We start from the raw sequence: 21,693 nt of genomic DNA on the forward strand, positions 1-21,693 counted from the left end.
ATCGAAAGAAGTGCACGGCGCGTGTTCAATTCACTCTCTGACCGGTTGACAGCAACCTTCAAGAACCTTCGTGGCAAGGGCCGCCTCACCGAGGCTGATGTCGACGCCACCGTTCGCGAGATTCGCCGTGCCTTGTTGGATGCGGACGTTGCCGTATCCGTGGTCCGCGAGTTCACTGGCCGTATCCGCGAACGTGCCTTGGGCGCCGAAGTCTCGGGAGCACTGAACCCGAGCCAACAGATCGTGAAGATCGTCAACGAGGAACTCAAGGAGATCCTTGGTGGCGAAACCCGCCGCATCCGCCTGGCCAAGACCGGCCCCACCATCATCATGCTTGCCGGCCTCCAAGGTGCCGGTAAGACCACCCTCGCCGGCAAACTGTCCAAGTGGCTCAAGGCCCAGGGTCACAGCCCCATGCTGGTGGCCTGTGACCTTCAGCGTCCCAATGCAGTCACCCAGCTTCAGGTTGTTGGTCAGCGCGCGGGTGTCCCCGTGTTCGCTCCGCACCCTGGTGCTACGTCCGAGCTCGAGCACCCTGCCGGTGACCCGGTAGCCGTAGCCAAGGCCGGCGTCGAGGAAGCGCGCCAAAAGCTCCATGACGTTGTGATCGTTGACACCGCCGGCCGCCTCGGCGTCGACGCCGAGATGATGGATCAGGCCCGACGCATCCGTCAGGCGATCATCCCCAATGAAGTCCTTTTCGTCATCGACTCAATGATCGGCCAGGATGCCGTCAACACTGCGATGGCCTTCGATGAGGGCGTCAACTTCACGGGTATCGTGCTCTCCAAGCTCGACGGCGACGCCCGCGGTGGTGCCGCGCTTTCGGTGGCGTCCGTGACCGGTAAGCCGGTCATGTTCGCGTCCACCGGTGAAGGCCTGGACGACTTCGAACTGTTCCACCCTGACCGTATGGCCTCCCGCATCCTGGATATGGGTGACGTCCTCACCCTGATCGAACAGGCTGAGAAGGCGTGGGACAAGGACGAAGCTGCCCGGATGGCGAAGAAGTTCGCTGACCAGGAAGACTTCACCCTGGACGACTTCCTCGCCCAGATGCAGCAAATCCGCAACATGGGCTCCATGAAGAAGATGCTCATGATGATGCCCGGTGCGCAAAACATCCGGCAGCAACTGGAGAACTTCGACGAAAAAGAGATCGACCGCGTCGAGGCGATTGTCCGCTCCATGACTCCGCACGAGCGTGTGGCTCCGAAGATCATCAACGGTTCACGCCGCGCCCGTATCGCCAGGGGTTCCGGTGTGCACGTGTCCGAGGTCAATGGCCTGTTGGAGCGGTTCGCCCAGGCCCAAAAGATGATGAAGAAGCTCGCTCAAGGTGGTGGCATGCCGGGTATGCCCGGGATGCCTGGCCTTGGAGGCCCCGGCGGCGGACGCAAGGGAGGCAAGAACGCCCCGAAGAAGAAGGCTCGCTCGGGAAACCCTGCCAAGGCAGCCCAGGAGCTGCGGGATGCCGAAGCCAAGCGGGCAAACGCAGCCTCGGCAGCCCCCACGGGCGCAGCTTTCGGCCAGGGCGCAGCAGACTTTGACCCGTCATCGCTCAACCTCCCCAAGGGCTTCGACAAGTTCCTGGGCAAATAGTCCGTGGCTGACATCCCGACCGCGTCGCAGTTGGGATGTCAGAGCCGTGGAATAGGCTGAACCAATGCATAAGCAGCGCGTAGTCTTCGTCCACGGCCTGGGAAGTTTCGGTGCTGCGGCATGGCCGAAGCAGCATGGCATGGCCCTTGCTTATGATGCACTCTTCCTTCGGCGGCACGGCTTTGACGCTATGGCCGAACCGATGGAATCCAACGTGGCGGCAGACGTCGCAATATTGATCAATGCGCTGGTCGATTCCCGCGGCGGTCACATCGTTGCCCATGAACAAGGTGCAATTTCCGCCATGCTGGCAGCCGTCGAGCGCCCTGATCTGGTGCACTCGCTTTGTTTGGTAGAGCCTTCTTGCTTGTCCCTGACTGCTGAGCTTCCGGCGACTGCCTCCTACCGGGCCCTGATGGAACCGCTGTTCGATGTGCGAAACCAGCTAAACGACGCCGACTACCAGCGTGAGTTTTACCGGCGTGCTTTCTCTGCCGAGACCGGCGGACTGGACACCCTGGAGGCGCGGCGGTCAGCCCGCAGGCTCCGGCTTCAAGCACCTCCATGGGAGGCCCCGCTTCACATTGTGCCGGGCGTTCCCACACTGGTTCTCACCGGCGGTTGGGAGCCCTTGTATGAGGAAATCGCTGGCTATCTCCAGGAGACCGGCGCCCTCCGCCGCGTGGCAGCGGGGGGACACCGGCCCCAGGATTCTGTTGATGGTGATCAGGCAATCCGCTCGTTCATCGCGGACGTCGGACGAGCCATGTCAGCTCAGGCTTCCTGAACTGCTTCCACTTCCACCCTGATTCGCCGGGACCTGAAGTTCGGGCAGGTAGACCTTTCCACCTGAGGCAAGGAACTCCTCGCTCTTTTCCCGCATCCCGCTGTACATCCCGGCGATTGCGGCCTGCGATTCTGCCGAACCGTACTCGTCACGGATGTCCTGGCTGATGCGCATCGAACAGAACTTAGGGCCGCACATGGAGCAGAAATGGGCGGTCTTCGCGGGTTCGGCGGGCAGGGTCTCGTCGTGGAAGGCTTCTGCGGTGACCGGGTCAAGGGACAAAGCGAATTGATCCCTCCAGCGGAACTCGAACCGTGCCTTGGAAAGCGCATCATCACGCTCATGAGCCCCCGGATGTCCTTTGGCGAGGTCAGCTGCGTGAGCTGCGATCTTATAGGTGATGACACCAGTCTTGACGTCGTCCTTGTTGGGAAGCCCCAGATGCTCCTTGGGGGTCACGTAGCAGAGCATCGCGGTGCCGTAACGGGCAATTTCCGTGGCGCCGATTGCTGAAGTGATGTGGTCATAGCCGGGGGCGATATCGGTAACCAGCGGACCCAGCGTGTAGAACGGCGCGCCCTTGCACAGTTCCTGCTGGCGCTCGACATTTTCGCGCACCAGGTGGAAGGGAATGTGGCCTGGGCCCTCCACCATGACCTGGACATCGAACTTCCACGCCCGCTGCGTCAGCTCCGCGAGTGTATCCAGCTCCGCGAACTGCGCGGCGTCGTTCGCGTCGGCGATGGAACCGGGGCGAAGCCCGTCACCCAGGGAGAACGCGACATCGTATTTGGCGAAGATTTCGCACAACTCGTCAAAGTGCGTGTAGAGGAAGTTCTCCTGGTGGTGTGCCAGGCACCATCCGGCCATAATCGAACCGCCCCGGGAAACGATGCCCGTGACGCGGTTGGCAGTCAAGGGCACGTACCTCAGCAGAACGCCAGCGTGGATGGTCATATAGTCCACACCCTGCTCGCATTGCTCCATCACGGTATCGCGGAAGATCTCCCACGTCAGCTGGTTGGCCTCCCCATTCACCTTTTCCAGTGCCTGGTAAATGGGCACTGTTCCGATCGGAACGGGCGAGTTGCGGATGATCCACTCGCGCGTGGTGTGGATGTCATCGCCCGTAGAGAGGTCCATTACCGTGTCAGCGCCCCACTGAGCTGCCCACTGCAGTTTGTCCACTTCCTCTGCAATGGAGCTTGTGACTGCCGAGTTGCCAATGTTGGCGTTGATCTTGACCAAGAATGCCTTGCCAATGATCATTGGCTCGGATTCGGGATGGTTGATGTTGTTCGGAATAATTGCCCTCCCCGCGGCGACCTCGCTGCGGACCAGCTCAACGTCACAGTTCTCCCGCAAAGCGACGAACTGCATTTCCGGAGTCACGACGCCGTGTTTTGCGTAGTGCATCTGCGTGACGGTCCTACCCGCGACGGCGCGGCGCGGCACCGGTTGCGCGCCCTTCCACTCCGCTGACGCTGCTCCACGCCGAACGGCGGACTTGCCGTCGTCGAGCAGGTTCCGTTCCCGCCCGGAATACGCCTCTGTGTCTCCGCGTGCTTCGATCCATGGTGCACGGAAAGGCTCCAGCCCCATCACGGGATCGCTTCCGGGGCCCGCTGTTCGGTAAACCTGCAGAGGTTGGTTGGCCTGCCCATTGGGGGAGGGCTCCAAGGCGATCTCCGTCACGGGGACCCTTATGCCGTTCTTTGGATCCTCCAACCAAGCCAACGAATGGGACTTCAGCGATTGCGTTACGGTTTCCGCCGCATTTTGGCCCGCGTTGATCTGGTTTTTGCCCGTGACGGCCTGGTTTTGGGCAGGGCTGTGCTGTGTTTCGGTGGTGCTCAAGGGAATACTCACTTCCTTCGCCGGCATTACCCGGACAGGTTCAACGGTCGCAGACTGCGTCAGTCCGATCTCAGCCCCTGCAGGGGCCCCCGTGTGGTCGTAGACGAAGCTACCACAGCTCCCCACGGGCTCCCAGTCACATGCAGGCAGCAAGCTCCAATGCATAGCCCCGGCTACGCTTTTGCCATGGCCAACATCATCGAATTCAGCGGACCTGTGCTCTTGTCGGCAGACGAAGAGCGCCACGGGCTTTGGTCCGTGGACGGCAAACTGACGTTTGAGCGTCCTGTCGCGGCGCCGGACAGGGTGTTGGCTGGCTGGGTCTTGCCGGGTTTCGTTGACGCTCATTGCCACATCGGACTCGGCGTTGGAGGAGCGGTAGACGAGCAGGCCACGCGTGCCCAGGCCCAAGCAGACCTTGACGCCGGGTCGCTGCTGATCCGCGATTGCGGTTCGCCCGCCGACACCCGCTGGGTGCAGCAGCGAACCGACCTGCCCCGACTGATCAGGTCGGGTCGGCATATCGCCCGGAGCAGGCGATATCTCCGCGGTTTGGGTCATGAAATCGAGCCCGCGGAACTCGTGGAAACGGTCCGAAAGGAAGCCCGGGACGGCGACGGCTGGGTAAAACTTGTGGGCGACTGGATCGATCGCGGCGTTGGAGACCTCGCTGCCTCGTTCCCCGCAAAGACCGTCAAGGAAGCCATTTCCGCGGCCCACGATGAAGGTGCCCGGGTGACCGCGCACTGTTTCGGCGAGGACACCATCGATGACCTGCTCGACGCCAATATCGACTGCATAGAGCACGCCACCGGACTCCTTCCGCGCCACCTGCCGCGTTTGGTGGAACAGTCAGTTCCTATCGTCCCCACCTTGGTCAACATCGCTACCTTCCCGGACATCGCAGCGCAGGCAGGGCCGAAGTTTCCGGAGTACGCGGCCCACATGATCCGTCTCTGGGAGCGTCGTCGGGAGCGGGTGCTGGAGGCCTTCGAAGCGGGGGTTTCCGTCCATGCTGGTACTGACGCCGGCAGCGTGATCAAACACGGCAGGATTGCGGACGAAATGATGGAACTGCACGACGCCGGCCTTCCGCCGGTGGCGGTCCTGCAGGCCGCCGCCTGGGGCGCCCGTGAGTGGCTGGGAGTCGAGGGCATCAGCGAAGGCGCAAGCACCGACGTCGTGCTGTGCAGTGACGATCCGCGTCGTCATTTGGGTACCATCGCGGCCCTCAAGCACGTCGTGCTCAGGGGTAATGTCGTTCGTTAGGAATAAATTGAAGCTTCAAGTAATTTAGATAGGTAAGAAGGTGCCGATGCGCGGCCACCTCAGAACCGGGAGCTTCACATGACCTCATCATTCAGCCAGGATCTTCTGCCTGCCAAACTCACCATGGGCACTGTCATGCTCAAGGTGGGCGACATGAAGGTCATGAGCGACTACTATCAGCGAGCACTTGGCTTGGAAGTCGTGGCGGAGCAGGATGGCGGGCTCTACCTGGGGCGCGTGGGAAAGCCCGTGGTTCACCTTGCCCGCGCTTCCGGGCTGCAGATTCCCGGGCGGGGAGAGGCTGGTCTGTTCCACACGGCAATCCTGTTCCAGGATCAACCGTCGCTGGCCGCGACTATAGCTACGGCCGCGGAGTACGAGCCTCGTGCTTTCGCAGGCAGCGCCGACCACCTCGTGAGTGAAGCGTTCTACTTCACTGATCCCGAAGGCAACGGAATTGAGCTGTACTACGACAAGCCGCGTGAGCTCTGGCAGTGGGACGGCAAGAACGTTGTGATGGACAATGTGGCTTTGCCTCCGCAGCGATTCCTCCAGCAGCACCTGAGTGAGGCTGCCGTGACGGGGCAACGCGAGGCTGCTGCCGGGATCGGACACGTGCACCTGCAAGTGGGCGACGTTGATACTGCGCAAAAGTTTTACGTGGAGACCCTCGGCTTCGAGCGCACCGCAGGCTGGCATGGCCAGGCACTGTTCGTATCCGCTGGCGGCTACCACCATCACATGGCCATGAACGTCTGGAACAGCCGTGGGGCCGGCCCCCGAAAGGACACGCTCGGCCTAGGAGAGGTTCTGATCGAAGTCCCCGGCAGTGACGACGTCGCAGCGCTGGCCGATCGCCTGAAGGTTGCAGGAGTGCAGAATCATCACACCGGAGCTGAGCTTCAGTTTGAAGACCCGTGGCGGAACAAGCTGCGGGTTGCCGTCCGCTAGCAGGTTGCCGCTTCTCCTGCACTAGGCTGGGCGTTGACGGCACGGAGCCATTCGGATTCGTGCCGCCGCCCCGTCAGCACGAAGGAATGAGAGTACTTTCCATGGGCTTTGCCGAAATTTTTGTAGCCACCCACGATGAAGCACTCAAGCGGGCAGCTGCCCTTGAAAAGGGGGCGGAGGTAACCGGCCCCGCCGTGAGGATTGACGGCATTACCGACTTCGAGGTGGAACAGTTGGGCGACCTCGCGGGACAAGCTGTCCACGCCGCCGGAGCTGACTACGAGCTTGCTTTGGTTGATGTCACCAGCGATGCCCTCCTGGGCGTCCCTGAAGCCATGGTGCGGGCACTGGCCGAACTGCTCACCTATGAAAGCGAAGGTGACGCGAACGTCCTCGATGACGTTGCTGCCGCCTGGGCCGCGCAGGACGATATGCCGTTCGATGCAGCCCAGTCGCGGCAGTATGTCCAGCAGTTGGCCGCCCTCGCCACGGACGTTGAGAAGGCGGAACGTTCCGGACTCTTCGTCTGGTCTGAATGAGGCATTGACCCAGAGAATCGCTGCACGTTTTAACCGGGGGAGTGGGCAAGAACACACCGCTCGACGTGGGCAAAGTCGTATTTGCTCCGGGCATCTGGCACAATAGACAGGTACTCGATCGGTGCGGCCCCTCTCTCCGTGCTCGTATCTTGTCCTTCGAACCGTCAAGTATGGCCCGCCCCACGGGTGCAAAACGTCGGGTTCACCTCGTTTCAGAAACAGGAGTGACCACAAAAGTGGCCGTAAAGATTCGCCTTAAGCGCTTCGGTAAGATGCGCGCACCGTACTACCGCATCGTCGTCATGGATGCCCGCGCCAAGCGCGATGGCCGTGCCATTGAAGAAATCGGCAAGTACCACCCCACCGAAGAGCCGTCGTACATCGAGGTCGCTTCCGAGCGCGCCCAGTACTGGCTTTCCGTTGGCGCCCAGCCCACCGAGCAGGTTGCCGCGATCCTCAAGATCACCGGTGACTGGCAGAAGTTCAAGGGCCTGCCGGGCCAGGAAGGCACCCTGAAGACCAAAGCTCCGAAGGAAGCCTTCGTAGCCCCGGAGAAGGGTTCCGTCATCATTCCGGAAGCCATCACCAAGAAGGCCAAGAAGGACGAAGCCGAAGCTCCGGCCGAGGCTGAAGCAGAGACCACCGAGGCTGAGTAAGTTGCTGGCAGAAGCGCTCGAGCACTTGGTCCGTGGGATCGTTGACAGCCCTGAGGATGTCAAGGTCAGTGCCAAGAACAACCGCCGCGGGGAATCCCTCGAGGTGCGCGTTCACCAGGAGGACCTCGGACGGGTGATCGGCCGTCAGGGACGCACCGCACGCGCATTGCGCACTGTGGTTGCAGCTTTGGCTGGTGGCGAGCAGGTCAGGGTCGACGTCGTCGACACCGACCGTCGCCGGTAACGCGCTCAGCACTACTTGTCTTAGATCCGGCCCCTTCACCGAATATGGTGGAGGGGCCGGATTGCTTTATCCACATTTCCTGTCCGTTGCCGCCCGGTGGCACGGGCACTACAAGAATTCAGAGGAACCCATGCAGCTCCAGGTGGCCCGGATCGGCAAACCCCATGGCATCCGCGGCGAGGTTACGGTGCAGGTACTCACCGATGCCCCCTCCGAGCGTTTCGTCGCCGGAACCGAGTTCGTGGTGGAGCCCGCCTCCGCAGGTCCTTTAACCATCCGCAGTGCCAGGTGGAACAAGGACATCCTCCTGCTTGGCTTCGAAGAAATCGCCGACCGCAATGCCGCCGAGGTCATCCGCGGAGCGAAGCTCTTCATCGAAACCGAGGAACTCGACGACGAAGATGATGATGAGGGCTGGTACGAGCACGAGCTCGTTGGCCTGGAGGCCCGGGTAGGTTCGCAAGTGGTGGGCAAGGTTGCCGCCCTCACCACGCTGCCCGTTCAGGATCTGTTGACGGTCAAGGCCGACAACGGCAAGGAAATCCTGGTTCCCTTCGTCGAGGAAATTGTGCCGGAGGTCAACGTCGAGGGTGGGTACATCCTTATCACCCCGCCCACGGGGCTCTTTGAGATCAACGACGAGAACCCCAAGGAGCCCAAGGACGACGCCGGGGATGATGCTGAATGAGGATCGACGTCGTCAGCATTTTTCCTGAGTACCTCGCACCGCTGGAGCTCTCACTCATAGGCAAGGCCCGCCAGGACGGCTTGTTGGAGCTCAACGTCCTCGATCTACGCACGTTCACCACGGACAAGCATCGGACTGTAGATGACACGCCGTATGGTGGCGGCGCTGGAATGGTCATGAAGCCGGAGCCATGGGCGCAGGCCCTCGAATCGGTTGCCACCGCCCGCGAAGGCTCCAAGCCGGTGCTGATTGTTCCTTCGCCGGCAGGGGAGAAGTTCAATCAATCCTTGGCCTATGAGCTGGCTGAAGAAGAACAGTTGGTCTTCGCCTGCGGGCGCTACGAAGGCATCGACGAGCGCGTCATCGATTGGGCGCAGGAACACTTCACAGTCCGGCCCGTAAGTCTCGGTGATTACGTCCTCAATGGCGGAGAAGTGGCCGTGTTGGCCATGGTCGAGGCCATTGGCCGCCTCCTTCCCGGCGTAGTTGGCAACCCGGAGTCCTTGGTTGAGGAGTCCCACTCCGATGGCCTTCTGGAGTATCCCGTGTACACCAAGCCGTCGGCGTGGCGGGAACACGACGTCCCTCCGATCCTCCTCAGCGGTAACCACGGCAAGATTGCACAGTGGCGGCGTCACCAGCAGTTCCGCCGGACGGCTGAGCGCAGGCCTGATCTTATGGAGGGGTTCGACGCAGGTGTGTTGAGTCGCGCGGACCGTATGGCCCTCGCGGACCTTGGGTACGACGTCGTTGATGGCCGCCTCCGTGCCAGGCCGGTCGGCGACGCCGAAAACTAAGTCCACTTTTCGCCGTCGATCGTTGCGCGAGTCATGGCAGTTGGCCGGATGATGGCGACTATGGCAGAATTAACCCTTGTGTCTGCTGGGCTGACACCTGCCACAGGGGGAGTTCAGCCAACAGTCGGACAACCCGGCGACGCCAATCAGTGGCGGAGCTGGACACTAAGAAACTTCGGCGGAGATTTCCGGTTGCTTTCATGCCCGGGCTTGTCTGCCGTAACCCAAAGTGAATGACCTGTGGCGTTCACCAGGAGTGGATTAATGCATATCCTCGATAGCGTAGATGCAGCCTCGCTGCGTAACGATGTTCCGGAGTTCCGCGCGGGCGACACCCTCAAGGTTCACGTCAACATCATCGAAGGCAAGAACTCCCGTGTCCAGGTATTCCAGGGCTTCGTCCTGGGTCGCCAGGGTGACGGCGTTCGCGAAACCTTCACTGTGCGCAAGGTTTCCTTCGGTGTCGGCGTAGAGCGTACCTTCCCGGTACACTCCCCGATCATCGACAAGATCGAGGTCGTCACCAAGGGTGACGTCCGCCGCGCGAAGCTTTACTACATGCGCGCACTGCGCGGTAAGGCTGCGAAGATCAAGGAAAAGCGCGACTTCGCCAAGTAAGTCCTGCGACTTACGCAACGGGTCCAGGATTCGTGCCCGGTAGTTCCGGAGCAATCCGCAACGCAACAGGGATACGAGTCATGGACACAACAGAACGCCAGCCCCGTAAACAGGGCTGGCGTTTTGTTTTGCTCGCACTGGTGCTGGCCGTCGCGATCAGCGGCTTGGTCCGGTCCTTGTGGCTGGATGTCTACTACATTCCGTCCGAGTCCATGGAGCCCCTCCTCGTTGAAGGGGACAGGATCCTGGTTTCGCGGACGGCCTTCAGCGCCGAGCCGATCCGCCGCGGGGACGTTGTGGTCTTCGACGGCCGCGGTTCCTTCGCACCCTTGTCCAGCGGTCAGAGCCCATTCGTTGACGCGGTGTCGGCTGCAAGCCAATGGTTCGGGCTGACCGGCAGTGACACGACATACGTCAAGCGGGTCATTGGGGTCGGGGGCGACCACGTCCAGTGCTGTGAAGCAGCAGGGCATCTCACGGTCAATGGTCAGATTCTTGAGGAACCATATTTGTACTCGGGGGATGAGCCCAGCACGCAGAAATTCGACGTCGTAGTTCCTGATGGCCGACTATGGCTCATGGGTGACCACCGTTCGCGTTCTGCTGACTCCCGTGGACTACTGGGAGCGCCGGGTGGCGGCATGGTCCCGGTCGAACGTGTTATCGGGCGACCGGTCCGAATTGTTTGGCCACTTGATAGATTTGCAGAGATGCCTCGCTCAGCGCAGGCCGAAACATCATCGAAGAACGGACAGTAAATGCCGGACAAAGCTCCTGAGAATCCCGAGCGGTACGACGACGACGCCCGGCTCTCGGACGGAACGGCAAATGCCGCCGCCGGTGTGGCTGAGCCGCGCCAGGTCGACGGCGTCACATCCGGCTCGCGCCATGCCGCGGACGAGCCCCGTTCCCGTGATTCTGAAGGCGGCTCCCACGCTGCAGAGAAGCCGCGCAAAAATCCGGTGCTCGTGTGGGTCAAGGAGATCGTCACAGTGGTGGCGATTGCGCTGGTGTTGTCCTTCCTTCTCAAAACTTTCCTGTTCAGGGCGTTCTACATTCCTTCCGAGTCCATGGAAAGCACCTTGGACGTCAACGATCGCATCTTCATCAATCTCTTGGTTCCCGGGCCATTCGATCTTGAGCGCGGGGATGTTGTGGTCTTCAAGGATGCACAGGCTTGGTTGCCGCCCGTGGCCAAGAAGCCGGCCGGACCCATGGACTGGGTGGGAGACGGTCTGGAGTTCGTAGGTTTGGCTCCTGATGACAATGAGCAACACCTTGTTAAGCGCATCATCGGACTCCCGGGTGACAGAGTTTCCTGCTGCGATGCAGGGGGCCGTCTTTCGATCAACGGTGTGCCTGTCAACGAGACCTACATCAACCCTGCAGAAGTGCCTGCGCCGACGCCATTCGACATCATTGTTCCGGAAGGAAAGGTGTGGGTGATGGGCGATAACCGAAACCACTCCGAGGACTCCCGGGCGCACCAGGAAGTCAATGGTGGTTTCATTAACATTGAGGATGTTGAAGGCAAGGCCACCGTCATCGCCTGGCCGATCAACCGCTGGACCATCCTCGATAACTATCAGGACGTTTTCCGTGACGTCCCTGAAGGCACCTCGTCAAAGTAAGGCATCCAGGTAAAGTAATGGCAACAACGGCTACCGGATCCAAGGGCAAGACGAAGGTCAAGACCGCGTCCAAGACAAAGGCGAAATCAACCACCAAAGCCAGGAACCCGGTGGGTTTCCCTACCCTTGACGTGGAACGATCCTTCTTGTCCTCCGGGGTGCGCTTGTTGGCCGGCGTGGATGAGGTTGGGCGGGGAGCATTGGCAGGTCCCGTGAGTGTGGGAATTGCCGTGGTCAACCTCGAGAACCACGGCTTGTTGGCAGACGTCCGGGACAGCAAACTGCTCAAGCCTGAGGATCGCGACAGGCTGGAACCACTGGTTCGGGAGTGGGCCGTGGCCTCCGCCGTCGGGCACGCATCGTCCCGGGAGATTGACCAGATCGGCATCATCGCGGCGCTCCGGTTGGCCGGAACCCGCGCCTGGTTCGAGATCCTGGCTGGTGGCGTTACGCCTGATGCGGTGCTGCTTGATGGCAGCCACAACTGGTTGTCGCCCGAGGTTCAGACCTCTCTTTTCGACACAATCGACTCGGGACCGTGGTGCGAAGCGCCTGTCCATACCAAGGTCAAGGCCGATATGAGTTGCCTCAGTGTTGCCGCCGCCAGTGTTCTGGCCAAAGTTGCCCGGGACCGCATCATGGTGGATCTGCATTCGGAAATTCCTGCCTACGGTTGGAACGAGAACAAGGGCTACGCCACCTCTGCCCACCGGGACGTGATCCGGCTGCAGGGCCCAAGCGCGCACCACCGGACAAGCTGGAACCTTACTGGGCCCGAACCCCTCTGACGTCACCCGGGGGCGGCGCTGCCGGCTTCCATGGCGCAGGCCGCCCGGCTGATAGTGCAAGATGGAACTATGAGCGCCGAGGACCTTGAGAACTATGAAACCGACATGGAGCTTCAGCTCTACCGCGAGTACCGGGATGTTGTCGGTCTGTTCAGTTATGTAGTGGAAACCGAGCGGCGGTTTTACTTGGCTAACCACGTGGACCTGCAGGCGCGCAGCGCGGACGGTGAAGTCTATTTTGACCTGACCCTGCAGGATGCCTGGGTTTGGGACGTTTACCGCTCGGCCCGCTTCGTGAAGAACGTCCGGGTGATCACGTTCAAGGACGTCAACGTAGAGGAACTGCCTCGAAATGAGGAGCTGGCCCTGCCGAAGGATGGCGGACTTGGGGATTTGGGAGATCTCGGTAACTAGCGCCTGCTTCTGCCGGGAGTAGTCCTCCACAGCATCCCTTTGGCCACGTTTACCCACATAGCTTCGTAAGCCACTGCCGCTGCTCTCCGCCAGCCTGAAAGCTGGTGAGCGGAGGTGGTGGTCATGAGAGCAAAAGACCTGCTTGGTCGAAACGGCGAAGCACTGGCGGCCGATTTTCTGGAAAACCAGGGAATGCGGATCGTCGATCGCAATTGGCGGTGCCCGGACGGCGAGATCGACATCGTGGCAATCGAGGGTGACACCCTGGTTGTTGCCGAAGTGAAGACCCGGAAGAGCCTGGATTACGGACATCCTTTTGAGGCGGTGGACGCGGCCAAGCTGGCCCGTCTCCACCGGCTCTCCTCGGCATGGTGCCGGGAGCACGACCTCCATGCCCCGCGGAGGCGCATTGATGTCGTCTCCGTGATTGATAGCGGCATCGGTGAGCCGCAGCTGGAGCATCTGCGGGGTGTCGGCTGATGGGGGTCGGACGCAGCTACTGCGTTGCCCTGGTAGGGCTCAACGGCTACATCGTGGAGGTCGAGGCTGACATCGGCCAAACTCTTCCGAACTTCGTGATCCTGGGGCTCCCTGATGCTTCCTTGAATGAGGCGAAGGAACGCATTCGATCTGCGGCGCAAAATTCCGGGATTCCCCTAAGCAGGCGGAAGATCACAGCCAACCTGATTCCGGCATCCCTGCCCAAGCGGGGCTCGGGATTTGATCTCGCCATCACCATGGCTGTGCTGCGCGCCGCCAACGACATCCGTGAAATTGGCGGAACGGTCTTCATCGCGGAGCTCGGCTTGGACGGCAGGTTGAGGCCCGTACGGGGCATACTTCCTGCCGTGATGGCTGCTGTTCAAGCTGGCTATCCGGATATTGTGGTGGCCCACGCCAACGCCGTGGAGGCCGCCTTGGTTCCCGGGGCAAAGGTTCGCGGTTATAAAACACTGGCTCGGCTTGCCTTCGACTTTGGCGCCGATCCCAGAGACCTCGCCCTCGATTACAATCCCTTGGACGCTGATGTTCCGGACGAAGACGACGATGTTGCACCCACGGTGCCGGACCTTTGCGATGTGTCGGGGCAGGGCGAGGCGCGACGTGCCCTGGAGGTAGCTGCCGCCGGGGGTCACCACATGTTGCTGACCGGGCCCCCTGGGGCGGGCAAGACCATGCTGGCTGAACGCTTGCCGGGGTTGCTCCCGGATTTAGCCGATACAGCGGCAATGGAAGTTACGGCCATTCGATCGTTGGCCGCTGTCCAGTCGTCTACGGTGCGGCTCGTCCGCAGGCCGCCTTTTGAAAATCCCCACCACAGTGCCACCGCCGCGGCCATCATCGGTGGAGGCTCGGGGCTTCCCCGGCCCGGTGCGGCCTCGCGTGCACATCGGGGCGTGTTGTTCCTGGACGAGGCTCCGGAGTATGAGCGCCGGGTGCTGGATGCCCTCCGTCAACCGTTGGAGAGCGGAGAGCTGGTCATACACCGCTCAGCGGGAACTGCGGCATACCCGGCACGGTTTCAGCTCATCCTTGCCGCAAATCCCTGCCCATGCGGAAAAGCCTCCGGCAAAGGCATGGACTGCACGTGCACGGCCATGATGCGGCGGAGGTATTTTGGACGAATCTCAGGGCCGCTGTTGGACCGCGTGGATATTCAATTGCAGGTTGAGCGGGTGTCCTTGGCCGATTTCGGCCATGCGGGTGAAGAGGAAGATACCCACATCGTCGCGGAACGTGTACTGGCGGCCAGGGAACGCCAACTTGAGCGTCTGCTCGGCATGGGGCTTGAAACGAATTCCCAAGTGCCGGGGCGAACCTTGCGGGGGGAATTGCGGCTGCCTCCCGGGACCACCCGGATTCTGGACACTGCGCTGGAACGGGGCACCCTCACTGCCCGCGGCTACGACCGCGTCCTCCGGCTGGCATGGACGCTGGCAGATCTCGCGCACAGCGATGCGCCGGACATGGATCACATAGGCCAAGCGCTGGGCCTGCGCCAAGCTGCAGCTGCAACATGAGAAGCACCGACACGAAGGGATTCACAGCAGTGGCCGAATTGGGGAAGCAAGACAAAGAACGCATAGCCAGGGCAGCATTGGCCCGGCTCATGGAACCTCAGGACTCCGTAGGCCTCGCATTGGTGAGGGCTGTAGGCGCCGTGGAGGCTTTGGGTGTTGCAAGCGGCGAGCTCAGAACGGGTCCAACCCTGGAACAGGAGATCTCTTCTTTGCTTGTTGACGGAGGAGGAGCATCGTCGTGGCCAGGGCTTCCGGCCAGCCTTCGGCGATGGGCGCCGCGTGTTGCCGACCTTGCGCCCGACCGCGACTTGGAGACCATGCGTCGATTGGGTGGGAGATTGATCATCCCCGGTGATGACTTGTGGCCCGAGCAGTTGGAAGACCTGGGACTCCAGGAGCCGCTTTGTTTATGGTGGCGGGGACAGGAGCAGCAGTTGCCCTCTGCCCGCCAAACCATCGCACTCGTGGGTTCCAGGGACAGCACCAACTATGGAGCATCCGTCACAGGTGATCTCGCTTACGGCTTGGCGCAGCGCGGTTATACCGTGGTATCCGGTGGAGCCTATGGCATCGACGCTCATGCACATCGCGGAGCCTTGAGCGGCGGAGTCGCCAGCGTGCCCACCATCGCCGTCATGGCAGGAGGCGTAGACCGTTTCTACCCATCGGGTAACGAGGACCTTCTTCGCGCAGTGTCCGTTCAAGGCGCTGTCATCTCTGAGGTACCACCTGGATCCGCTCCCACCCGTTACAGGTTCCTTCAACGGAACCGGATCATTGCCGCCTTGGCATCTGTGACGGTGGTGGTGGAGGCACGCTGGAGATCGGGTGCCCTCAACACAGCCCACCACGCTGAAACCATTGGAAGGGTTGTTGCTGCTGTCCCGGGTTCCATCCACAGTGCCAACTCGGCGGGCTGTCACCGCCTACTACGGGATGGGGGAGCGGTCTGTGTTACGGACGTTGGCGAAATTGCCGAGCTTGCCGGTGCCATGGGAGAAGCCACAAGCGAGGAAAAGGACTCCGGGGCAGCGGTGCACGATGGCCTGTCCTTGGAGGATCTCATTCTTCTGGACGCACTGCCTCTCCGGTCCACCAGCTCGGTGGAGAAGCTGACTGTGGTGGCAGGACTGAGCGCGGATTCCGTGCGGGCTGGCCTGGGCCGGCTGGGGTTGCTGGGTTTGGCCGGCTCGGAGCGGGGAGGGTGGAAACGGGTCAAGAATGCTTAGTCCGTTGGGCAAGCATGTTGATACACCTTCTTTGTACTGGCAACTGGCACAGTGGGAAGGGTGGACGGACAATCACTACCAGCACCCCTTAAAGATGCAGTCGATGGCTTTCGGCGGTATTTGGAGGGGGAACGTGCCAGGTCTGCGCACACAGTCCGTGCCTACCTTGCCGATGTCGAGAGTCTCCTTGGCTTCGCCGTGCAGGAAGGAGTCAAGGAACTTGGGGAATTGGAGTTAGGCTCCCTGAGGCGCTGGCTGGGCGCCCAGAGTGAGGCCGGCATGGCCCGTGCCACGCTGGCGCGTCGGGCCGCAACCGCCAGATCGTTCACGGGCTGGGCACTCAGGGAAGAACTTATCCAGACGGACCCTGCGGTCCGTCTGCAGGCGCCCAAGCGGGACAAGTCCCTGCCCGGAGTCCTCCAGCAACAGCAGGTCTCCCGGATGGTGGACGACCTGAACACTGCAGCCGCCGACGGGGGCGCCATGGCTTTGCGGAACAGGGCCATGGTGGAACTCTTGTATGCGACCGGAATTCGCGTTGGGGAACTAGCGGGGCTCGATATAGATGACCTTGATCCCGATCGTCGTACCCTTCGCGTGCTGGGTAAGGGCAATAAGGAGCGCACTGTTCCGTTCGGCGTACCGGCGGCTGTGGCTGTGGACGATTGGCTCAGGCGGGGCCGACCGGCAGTGGTAACGGCAATGAGCGGTCCTGCCTTGTTCCTGGGCGTGCGTGGCAACCGCGTTGATCCCCGTCAAATCCGGTCGGTGGTCAGCGAACTGCTGCAGGCGCTGGGGGACACCTCCGCCACAGGGCCGCACGCACTCAGGCACAGCGCGGCCACCCATCTGCTCGATGGGGGAGCAGACTTGAGGGCAGTTCAGGAAATCCTGGGCCACAGCAGCCTGGCAACCACACAGATCTATACACACGTGTCCGTGGACCGGCTCCGGAAAAGCTATCAACAAGCACACCCCAGGGCCTGAGTATGACCCATCAAGGCTGCCACTGGCGGAAACGGGCAGCGTACGGCAAAATGAAAGCACCACGGGGGAACCTTCAATTCACAGTTGAGGGTTATATCTGTGCCAATATCGTCTGTAGTACCAAAACTTAATAGCCTGTCAGGGCACGCTTGAGTTTCATGGCATCCGGCAGCAACAGCAAAACATCCAGGCAGAGGTCGTTGGGGAAGACGTACCTACAGCTATGGAGGATGGAATGTCTGTTGCAACAACCCGCGGTGTCTTGTTCGTGCACTCGGCCCCAACGGCGCTTTGCCCGCATGTTGAATGGGCCATCGGATCGGTCGTGGATAAGCGAACCGATCTTGAGTGGACCCCTCAACCGGCCGCGCCAGGAATGTTCCGGGCAGAGTTGTCGTGGACCGGGACGCCCGGTACCGGTGCGCAATTGGCATCAGCCCTGAGGGGTTGGGCTCACTTGCGCTACGAGGTGACCGAAGAACCCAGCCAGGGGGTAGATGGAGCGCGTTGGTCGCACACTCCCGAGCTGGGCATTTTCCATGCCGTCACTGACGTGCACGGCAATATCATGGTCACGGAGGACCGCATCCGCTACGCCTATGAGTCCGGTGCAGGGGATCCCTCGGCCGTTTATCACGAGCTCTCATTGGCGCTCGGTGAAGCGTGGGATGAGGAACTCGAGCCGTTCCGCCATGCAGCTGAAGGAGCTCCCGTGCGCTGGTTGCACCAAGTCGGTTAAGTTGCAGCAAGTCGGTTGAACAGCAATCGATTTACAGCACTGACTCAAAAGCGTCTCCCATAGCAATGAGAAGGGCCCCACCTGTTGGTGGGGCCCTTCTCATGTCTCATTGGGACAGCTTAGAAAAACGGGACTTAGACGTTCCGGACTGCGATGACGGCGTTGTGGCCACCGAAGCCGAAGGAATTGCTCAGTGCCACGATGTCGCCGCTGGGCAAGTCACGGACGGACGTCACAACGTCCAGGGGAATCTCGGGATCTTGGTTTTCGAGGTTGATGGTGACCGGTGCTTTGCGCTCGTAGACGGCCAGTACGGTCAGTACAGCTTCAACGGCCCCTGAAGCGCCCAAGAGGTGGCCCATTTGCGACTTCGTAGCGGAGACCGCCACGTTGTCCACATGAGTCCCTAGGGCGGCGCGCAGGGCTGTGTACTCGGGCTTGTCGCCCACAGGAGTCGAGGTGGCGTGCGCGTTAACGTGGACCACGTCCTCCGCTTGGATCCGCCCATCGAACATGGCGGCCTTCAGTGCACGGGTAGCGCCAAGACCCTCAGGGTCAGGTGCTGTGATGTGGTAAGCGTCCGCTGTCACGGACGTTCCGGCGAGCTCGGCGTAAATGCGCGCGCCACGGGCGATGGCGTGCTCCTCGGCTTCCAGTACCAGCGCACCGGCACCTTCACCCATGACGAAACCGTCGCGATCGATGTCGTACGGGCGCGAGGCGCGCTCCGGCTCGTCATTGCGACGGGACAAGGCCTGCATGGAGGAGAAGGCGGCCAAAGGCATCGGGTGGATTGCAGCTTCAGCGCCACCGCAAACCACAACGTCTGCCTTGCCGGACCGGATCAGTTCCAAGCCGAGGTGGAGGGCCTCGGTACCGGAAGCGCAGGCCGAAACGGGAGTGTGGGCTCCGGCGCGGGCACCGAGGTCGAGGCTGACCGCCGCTGCCACGCCGTTGGGCATGAGCATGGGAACAGTCATGGGCAGGACCCTGCGGGGGCCCTTGTCCCTGAGCGTGTCCCAGGCATCAAGGAGCGTCCAGACGCCGCCGATGCCGGTGGCGAAGGCCACCGCGAGCCGGTCGTGGTCGATTTCTTCAATTCCGGCGTCAGACCAAGCTTCACGGGCTGCGATGACACCAAACTGCGTGGAGGGGTCCATGCGCTTTGCCTCAACGCGGCTCAGGACCTCAAGTGCCGGCGTCGAGCACCGGGCAGCAAAGTGGACGGGGAGGTCGTACTTGGCCACCCACTCGTCGCCGAGCGTGCGGGCGCCGGAGACCCCTTTCAGCGCGTTCTGCCACATTGTGGGTACGTCGCCGCCGATGGGAGTGGTGGCCCCCAGACCGGTTATGACTACTTTGCGTGCCATGCGATCACTCTCTGTCGGATAGCCGTCCCGCATGCGCGGTTCACAAGGGGAGGCAAGAAAATCTATGGGTGTTTCTGCGGCTGTGCCGGGCGCAAGGATAGGAATCCTGGCCCGGCACAGCTGGTGTCAGGACTAGGCCTGTGCGTTGGCGATGAAGCTGACGGCGTCGCCGACGGTCTTGAGGTTCTTGACCTCTTCGTCCGGGATGCGAACGCCGAACTTCTCTTCAGCGTTGACGACGATGGTCATCATCGAGATGGAGTCGATGTCCAGGTCCTCGGTGAAGGACTTGTCCAGCTCAACGGCTTCGGTTGCAAGGCCCGTTTCTTCGTTGACGATTTCAGCCAGGCCGGCCAGGATCTCTTCGTTGCTAGCCATTGTTGGCTCCTTTTCTTGTTGTACCGGCTATTGCCGGAAAGGGGGCAAACCGCGGGTTGCGGCTTGGGTTTGTAAGTCGTATTCAGTTGGCTGGTGGTAGCCGGGACGAGGCCCGATCTACGGCAGAACCACTACTTGGGCGCCGAAGACCAGTCCGGCGCCGAAACCGATCTGCAGTGCCAGGCCGCCGCTCAGCTCAGGGTTCTCCTGAAGCAAGCGGTGCGTTGCCAAGGGGATGGATGCCGCCGACGTGTTTCCCGCCTGGGCGATGTCGCGGCCGATGACAACAGATTCGGGAAGCTTGAGCTTCTTGACCATCTCGTCGATGATGCGCATGTTGGCCTGGTGGGGAACGAAAGCAGCGAGGTCGCTGGCTTCGATGCCGGCGGCATCCAAAGCCTGCTGGGCTACCTTGGCCATTTCCCAGACTGCCCAGCGGAAAACGGTCTGGCCGTCCTGGCGCAGGGTGGGCCAAACGTCCTGAGTCGCCGAGAGGATGGCGGGGTCGTCGATTTCGTCCGAGTGGCGGGCAGATTCGCCGAGTTTCTTGACATCTTCCAAGGAGTGGGTCATCCCGATCGCGTCCCACTTGCTGCCATCGGAGCCCCAGACCGAAGGTCCGATGCCAGGGGTATCGGACGGGCCGACCACCACAGCGCCGGCGCCGTCGCCGAGGAGGAACGAGATGGTCCGTTCGTGGTTGTCGATGACGTCTGAGAGTTTCTCGGCGCCGACCACGAGTACGTACTCGGCAGCGCCGGAACGGACAAGGGCATCAGCCTGGGCCACGCCGTAGCAGTAGCCTGCGCAGGCGGCCGAGATGTCGAAGGCCGGTGCCGGCGTCGCGCCCAATCGGTCAGTAAGTGCAGCGGCAGCGGAAGGAGTTGCGTAGGGGTGTGTCACGGTGGACACGATGACGGCTCCCAGCTGGGACGGTTCAATTCCCGCCTGCTTGAGGGCCTCGCGTGCGGCGCCTTCAGCCATGTCGATCACGCTGACATCCGCGGCTGCACGATGACGGGTGATGATGCCGGTGCGCTGGCGGATCCACTCGTCTGAGGAGTCAATCCACTGGCACACGTCGTCGTTGGTGACGATGACGTCGGGGCGGTAGGCACCGATGCCCAGGATGCGGGCGTTCTCGTTGACAGCAGCCTTGTTGAGTACTGGAGTGCTCATGCCTGCCCCTCCAATTCAGCAAAGAGCGCGAGAGCCGCGGAGAGATCCTCCGGGGTTTTGACAGCAACCGTCTTGACACCGGGCATGCCGCGCTTGGCGAGCCCTGCGAGCGTGCCGGCAGGGGCAAGTTCGATCACACCGGTGACGCCGCGTTCAACGAGGGTTTCCATGCACTGATCCCAGCGGACCGGGCGTGAGACTTGCGCAATCAAGCTTTCGACGGCGGCAGGCCCTGCTGTGACTTCCTTTCCGTCGTAGTTCGACAACAGCGGAACTGCCGGGTTTTGCGGTGACAGGGACGGCTTGAGGGCCTCAAGGGCGCTGACTGCCGGTGCCATGTGGGAAGTATGGAAAGCGCCGGCCACCTTGAGGGGGATGACGCGGGCCTTCGCTGGCGGGTTGTCCGCCAAGGCCTTGAGTTGCTCAAAGGTACCTGCAGCTACTGTTTGTCCCGCGCCGTTGACATTGGCTGGTGTGGCGCCCGCGGCAGTAATTGCCGACAGGACCTCGGCCGGGTCTCCGCCCACAACAGCGCTCATGCCCGTAGGGGTCACTGCGGCTGCTGCAGCCATGCTGTTGGCACGCTCCCGAACGAAGCTCATGGCCTCGGCCTCGGTGAGGACGCCCGCGAGGGCTGAGGCCGTGATTTCGCCCACCGAGTGCCCGGCGAGGATGACGGGAAGCGTGCTGAGTTCCACATCGAACAATGACTTGGCAGCAACCAGGCCGGCGGCGACGATCAGTGGCTGCGCTACGGCAGTGTCCTTGATGGTCTCTTCATCCGAGGTGGTTCCGTGGGCCTTGAGGTCAATGCCTGCGATTTCGCTCAGTGCGGCCAATTGGCCTTCGACGGAGGGGAGTTCCAGCCAAGGGGCCAAAAATCCGGGGGTCTGGGAGCCCTGTCCAGGGCAGACGATTGCAAGCACGTATCCAGCTTTCCAAATTGCCA

The 21,693-nt window shown here is 61.7% G+C and carries 24 protein-coding genes and 1 riboswitch; of the genes, 19 read left to right on the forward strand and 5 right to left on the reverse strand.

The features are described from left to right. Window positions 1-21 precede the first annotated feature (21 nt). Together ffh and M1D89_RS11225 are read left to right on the forward strand one after the other, a co-directional pair. A complete protein-coding gene (gene ffh / locus M1D89_RS11220; RefSeq protein ID WP_011775126.1) occupies window positions 22-1,602 on the forward strand; it encodes a signal recognition particle protein in 1,581 nt (526 codons plus the stop codon). A gap of 64 nt (window positions 1,603-1,666) precedes the next feature. Next, a complete protein-coding gene (locus M1D89_RS11225) occupies window positions 1,667-2,389 on the forward strand; it encodes an alpha/beta fold hydrolase (protein ID WP_498650548.1) in 723 nt (240 codons plus the stop codon). Here M1D89_RS11225 and thiC read toward each other — a convergent pair. Next, entirely contained in the window at window positions 2,372-4,246 is a 1,875-nt protein-coding gene (gene thiC / locus M1D89_RS11230; RefSeq protein WP_498650550.1) for a phosphomethylpyrimidine synthase ThiC, read from the reverse strand. The genes M1D89_RS11225 and thiC overlap by 18 nt on opposite strands. After that, window positions 4,242-4,349, reverse strand: a riboswitch (TPP riboswitch). It overlaps the preceding gene by 5 nt. Window positions 4,350-4,432: 83 nt before the next feature. On the opposite strand from thiC, the gene M1D89_RS11235 reads away from it, so the two are divergent. From M1D89_RS11235 to M1D89_RS11315, 17 genes are all read left to right on the forward strand, one after another. Beyond that, window positions 4,433-5,515, forward strand: a complete 1,083-nt coding sequence (locus tag M1D89_RS11235; protein ID WP_498650552.1) for an amidohydrolase family protein — start codon at window positions 4,433-4,435, stop codon at window positions 5,513-5,515. A 78-nt stretch (window positions 5,516-5,593) separates the two neighbouring features. Beyond that, a complete protein-coding gene (locus M1D89_RS11240; RefSeq protein ID WP_498650554.1) occupies window positions 5,594-6,466 on the forward strand; it encodes a VOC family protein in 873 nt (290 codons plus the stop codon). Window positions 6,467-6,567: 101 nt separating this feature from the next. After that, complete coding sequence (locus M1D89_RS11245; RefSeq protein WP_498650556.1) at window positions 6,568-7,005, forward strand: hypothetical protein; 438 nt, start codon at window positions 6,568-6,570, stop codon at window positions 7,003-7,005. Between the two features lie 236 nt (window positions 7,006-7,241). Beyond that, window positions 7,242-7,661: a 30S ribosomal protein S16 gene (rpsP, locus tag M1D89_RS11250; protein ID WP_017199647.1), complete on the forward strand. Its 420-nt coding sequence runs from the start codon at window positions 7,242-7,244 to the stop codon at window positions 7,659-7,661. A gap of 1 nt (window position 7,662) precedes the next feature. Continuing rightward, a complete protein-coding gene (locus M1D89_RS11255; RefSeq protein ID WP_011775119.1) occupies window positions 7,663-7,905 on the forward strand; it encodes an RNA-binding protein in 243 nt (80 codons plus the stop codon). Between the two features lie 130 nt (window positions 7,906-8,035). Beyond that, on the forward strand, window positions 8,036-8,593 hold the full coding sequence (rimM, locus tag M1D89_RS11260; RefSeq protein ID WP_498650558.1) for a ribosome maturation factor RimM: 558 nt from the start codon (window positions 8,036-8,038) through the stop codon (window positions 8,591-8,593). After that, the gene (gene trmD, locus M1D89_RS11265; protein WP_498650560.1) at window positions 8,590-9,390 is read left to right on the forward strand and encodes a tRNA (guanosine(37)-N1)-methyltransferase TrmD; all 801 of its coding nucleotides are present in this window, start codon (window positions 8,590-8,592) and stop codon (window positions 9,388-9,390) included. Before rimM ends, trmD begins: the two co-directional genes overlap by 4 nt. Window positions 9,391-9,654: 264 nt before the next feature. After that, complete coding sequence (gene rplS, locus M1D89_RS11270; RefSeq protein ID WP_014922079.1) at window positions 9,655-10,008, forward strand: 50S ribosomal protein L19; 354 nt, start codon at window positions 9,655-9,657, stop codon at window positions 10,006-10,008. 80 nt (window positions 10,009-10,088) lie between these two features. Continuing rightward, window positions 10,089-10,766, forward strand: coding sequence for a signal peptidase I (lepB, locus tag M1D89_RS11275; protein WP_498650562.1), 678 nt, complete (start codon window positions 10,089-10,091; stop codon window positions 10,764-10,766). Beyond that, the gene (gene lepB, locus M1D89_RS11280; protein ID WP_498650564.1) at window positions 10,767-11,639 is read left to right on the forward strand and encodes a signal peptidase I; all 873 of its coding nucleotides are present in this window, start codon (window positions 10,767-10,769) and stop codon (window positions 11,637-11,639) included. Between the two features lie 17 nt (window positions 11,640-11,656). Continuing rightward, window positions 11,657-12,427, forward strand: coding sequence for a ribonuclease HII (gene rnhB / locus M1D89_RS11285; RefSeq protein WP_498650566.1), 771 nt, complete (start codon window positions 11,657-11,659; stop codon window positions 12,425-12,427). 69 nt (window positions 12,428-12,496) lie between these two features. Beyond that, window positions 12,497-12,841 (forward strand): DUF2469 domain-containing protein, encoded by a 345-nt coding sequence (locus M1D89_RS11290; protein ID WP_026005632.1) that lies wholly within the window; start codon window positions 12,497-12,499, stop codon window positions 12,839-12,841. Window positions 12,842-12,955: 114 nt separating this feature from the next. After that, window positions 12,956-13,321, forward strand: coding sequence for a YraN family protein (locus M1D89_RS11295; protein ID WP_498650568.1), 366 nt, complete (start codon window positions 12,956-12,958; stop codon window positions 13,319-13,321). Beyond that, window positions 13,321-14,862 carry a YifB family Mg chelatase-like AAA ATPase gene (locus M1D89_RS11300; protein ID WP_498650570.1) on the forward strand — a complete coding sequence of 514 codons (1,542 nt, stop codon included), beginning with the start codon at window positions 13,321-13,323 and terminating at the stop codon, window positions 14,860-14,862. Before M1D89_RS11295 ends, M1D89_RS11300 begins: the two co-directional genes overlap by 1 nt. Further along, the gene (gene dprA, locus M1D89_RS11305; protein ID WP_498650572.1) at window positions 14,859-16,091 is read left to right on the forward strand and encodes a DNA-processing protein DprA; all 1,233 of its coding nucleotides are present in this window, start codon (window positions 14,859-14,861) and stop codon (window positions 16,089-16,091) included. The genes M1D89_RS11300 and dprA overlap by 4 nt, the downstream gene beginning before the upstream one ends. A 60-nt stretch (window positions 16,092-16,151) precedes the next feature. Then, window positions 16,152-17,078 (forward strand): tyrosine recombinase XerC, encoded by a 927-nt coding sequence (locus M1D89_RS11310; RefSeq protein ID WP_498650574.1) that lies wholly within the window; start codon window positions 16,152-16,154, stop codon window positions 17,076-17,078. A gap of 235 nt (window positions 17,079-17,313) precedes the next feature. Continuing rightward, window positions 17,314-17,817 (forward strand): DUF3145 domain-containing protein, encoded by a 504-nt coding sequence (locus M1D89_RS11315; RefSeq protein WP_026005636.1) that lies wholly within the window; start codon window positions 17,314-17,316, stop codon window positions 17,815-17,817. A gap of 134 nt (window positions 17,818-17,951) precedes the next feature. Here the strand turns inward: M1D89_RS11315 and M1D89_RS11320 are convergent, their stop codons facing one another. The 4 genes from M1D89_RS11320 to M1D89_RS11335 all read right to left on the reverse strand — a co-directional run bounded on the left by M1D89_RS11320 (window position 17,952) and on the right by M1D89_RS11335 (window position 21,670). Further along, window positions 17,952-19,187, reverse strand: coding sequence for a beta-ketoacyl-[acyl-carrier-protein] synthase family protein (locus M1D89_RS11320; protein WP_498650576.1), 1,236 nt, complete (start codon window positions 19,185-19,187; stop codon window positions 17,952-17,954). Window positions 19,188-19,319: 132 nt separating this feature from the next. After that, window positions 19,320-19,565, reverse strand: a complete 246-nt coding sequence (locus M1D89_RS11325; protein ID WP_011692310.1) for an acyl carrier protein — start codon at window positions 19,563-19,565, stop codon at window positions 19,320-19,322. 117 nt (window positions 19,566-19,682) lie between these two features. Further along, on the reverse strand, window positions 19,683-20,744 hold the full coding sequence (locus M1D89_RS11330; RefSeq protein ID WP_091468082.1) for a beta-ketoacyl-ACP synthase III: 1,062 nt from the start codon (window positions 20,742-20,744) through the stop codon (window positions 19,683-19,685). Further along, window positions 20,741-21,670, reverse strand: a complete 930-nt coding sequence (locus tag M1D89_RS11335) for an ACP S-malonyltransferase (RefSeq protein WP_498650579.1) — start codon at window positions 21,668-21,670, stop codon at window positions 20,741-20,743. Before M1D89_RS11335 ends, M1D89_RS11330 begins: the two co-directional genes overlap by 4 nt. Between the last annotated feature and the right edge of the window lie 23 nt (window positions 21,671-21,693).

The organism is Arthrobacter sp. D3-18 (genome assembly GCF_054408525.1).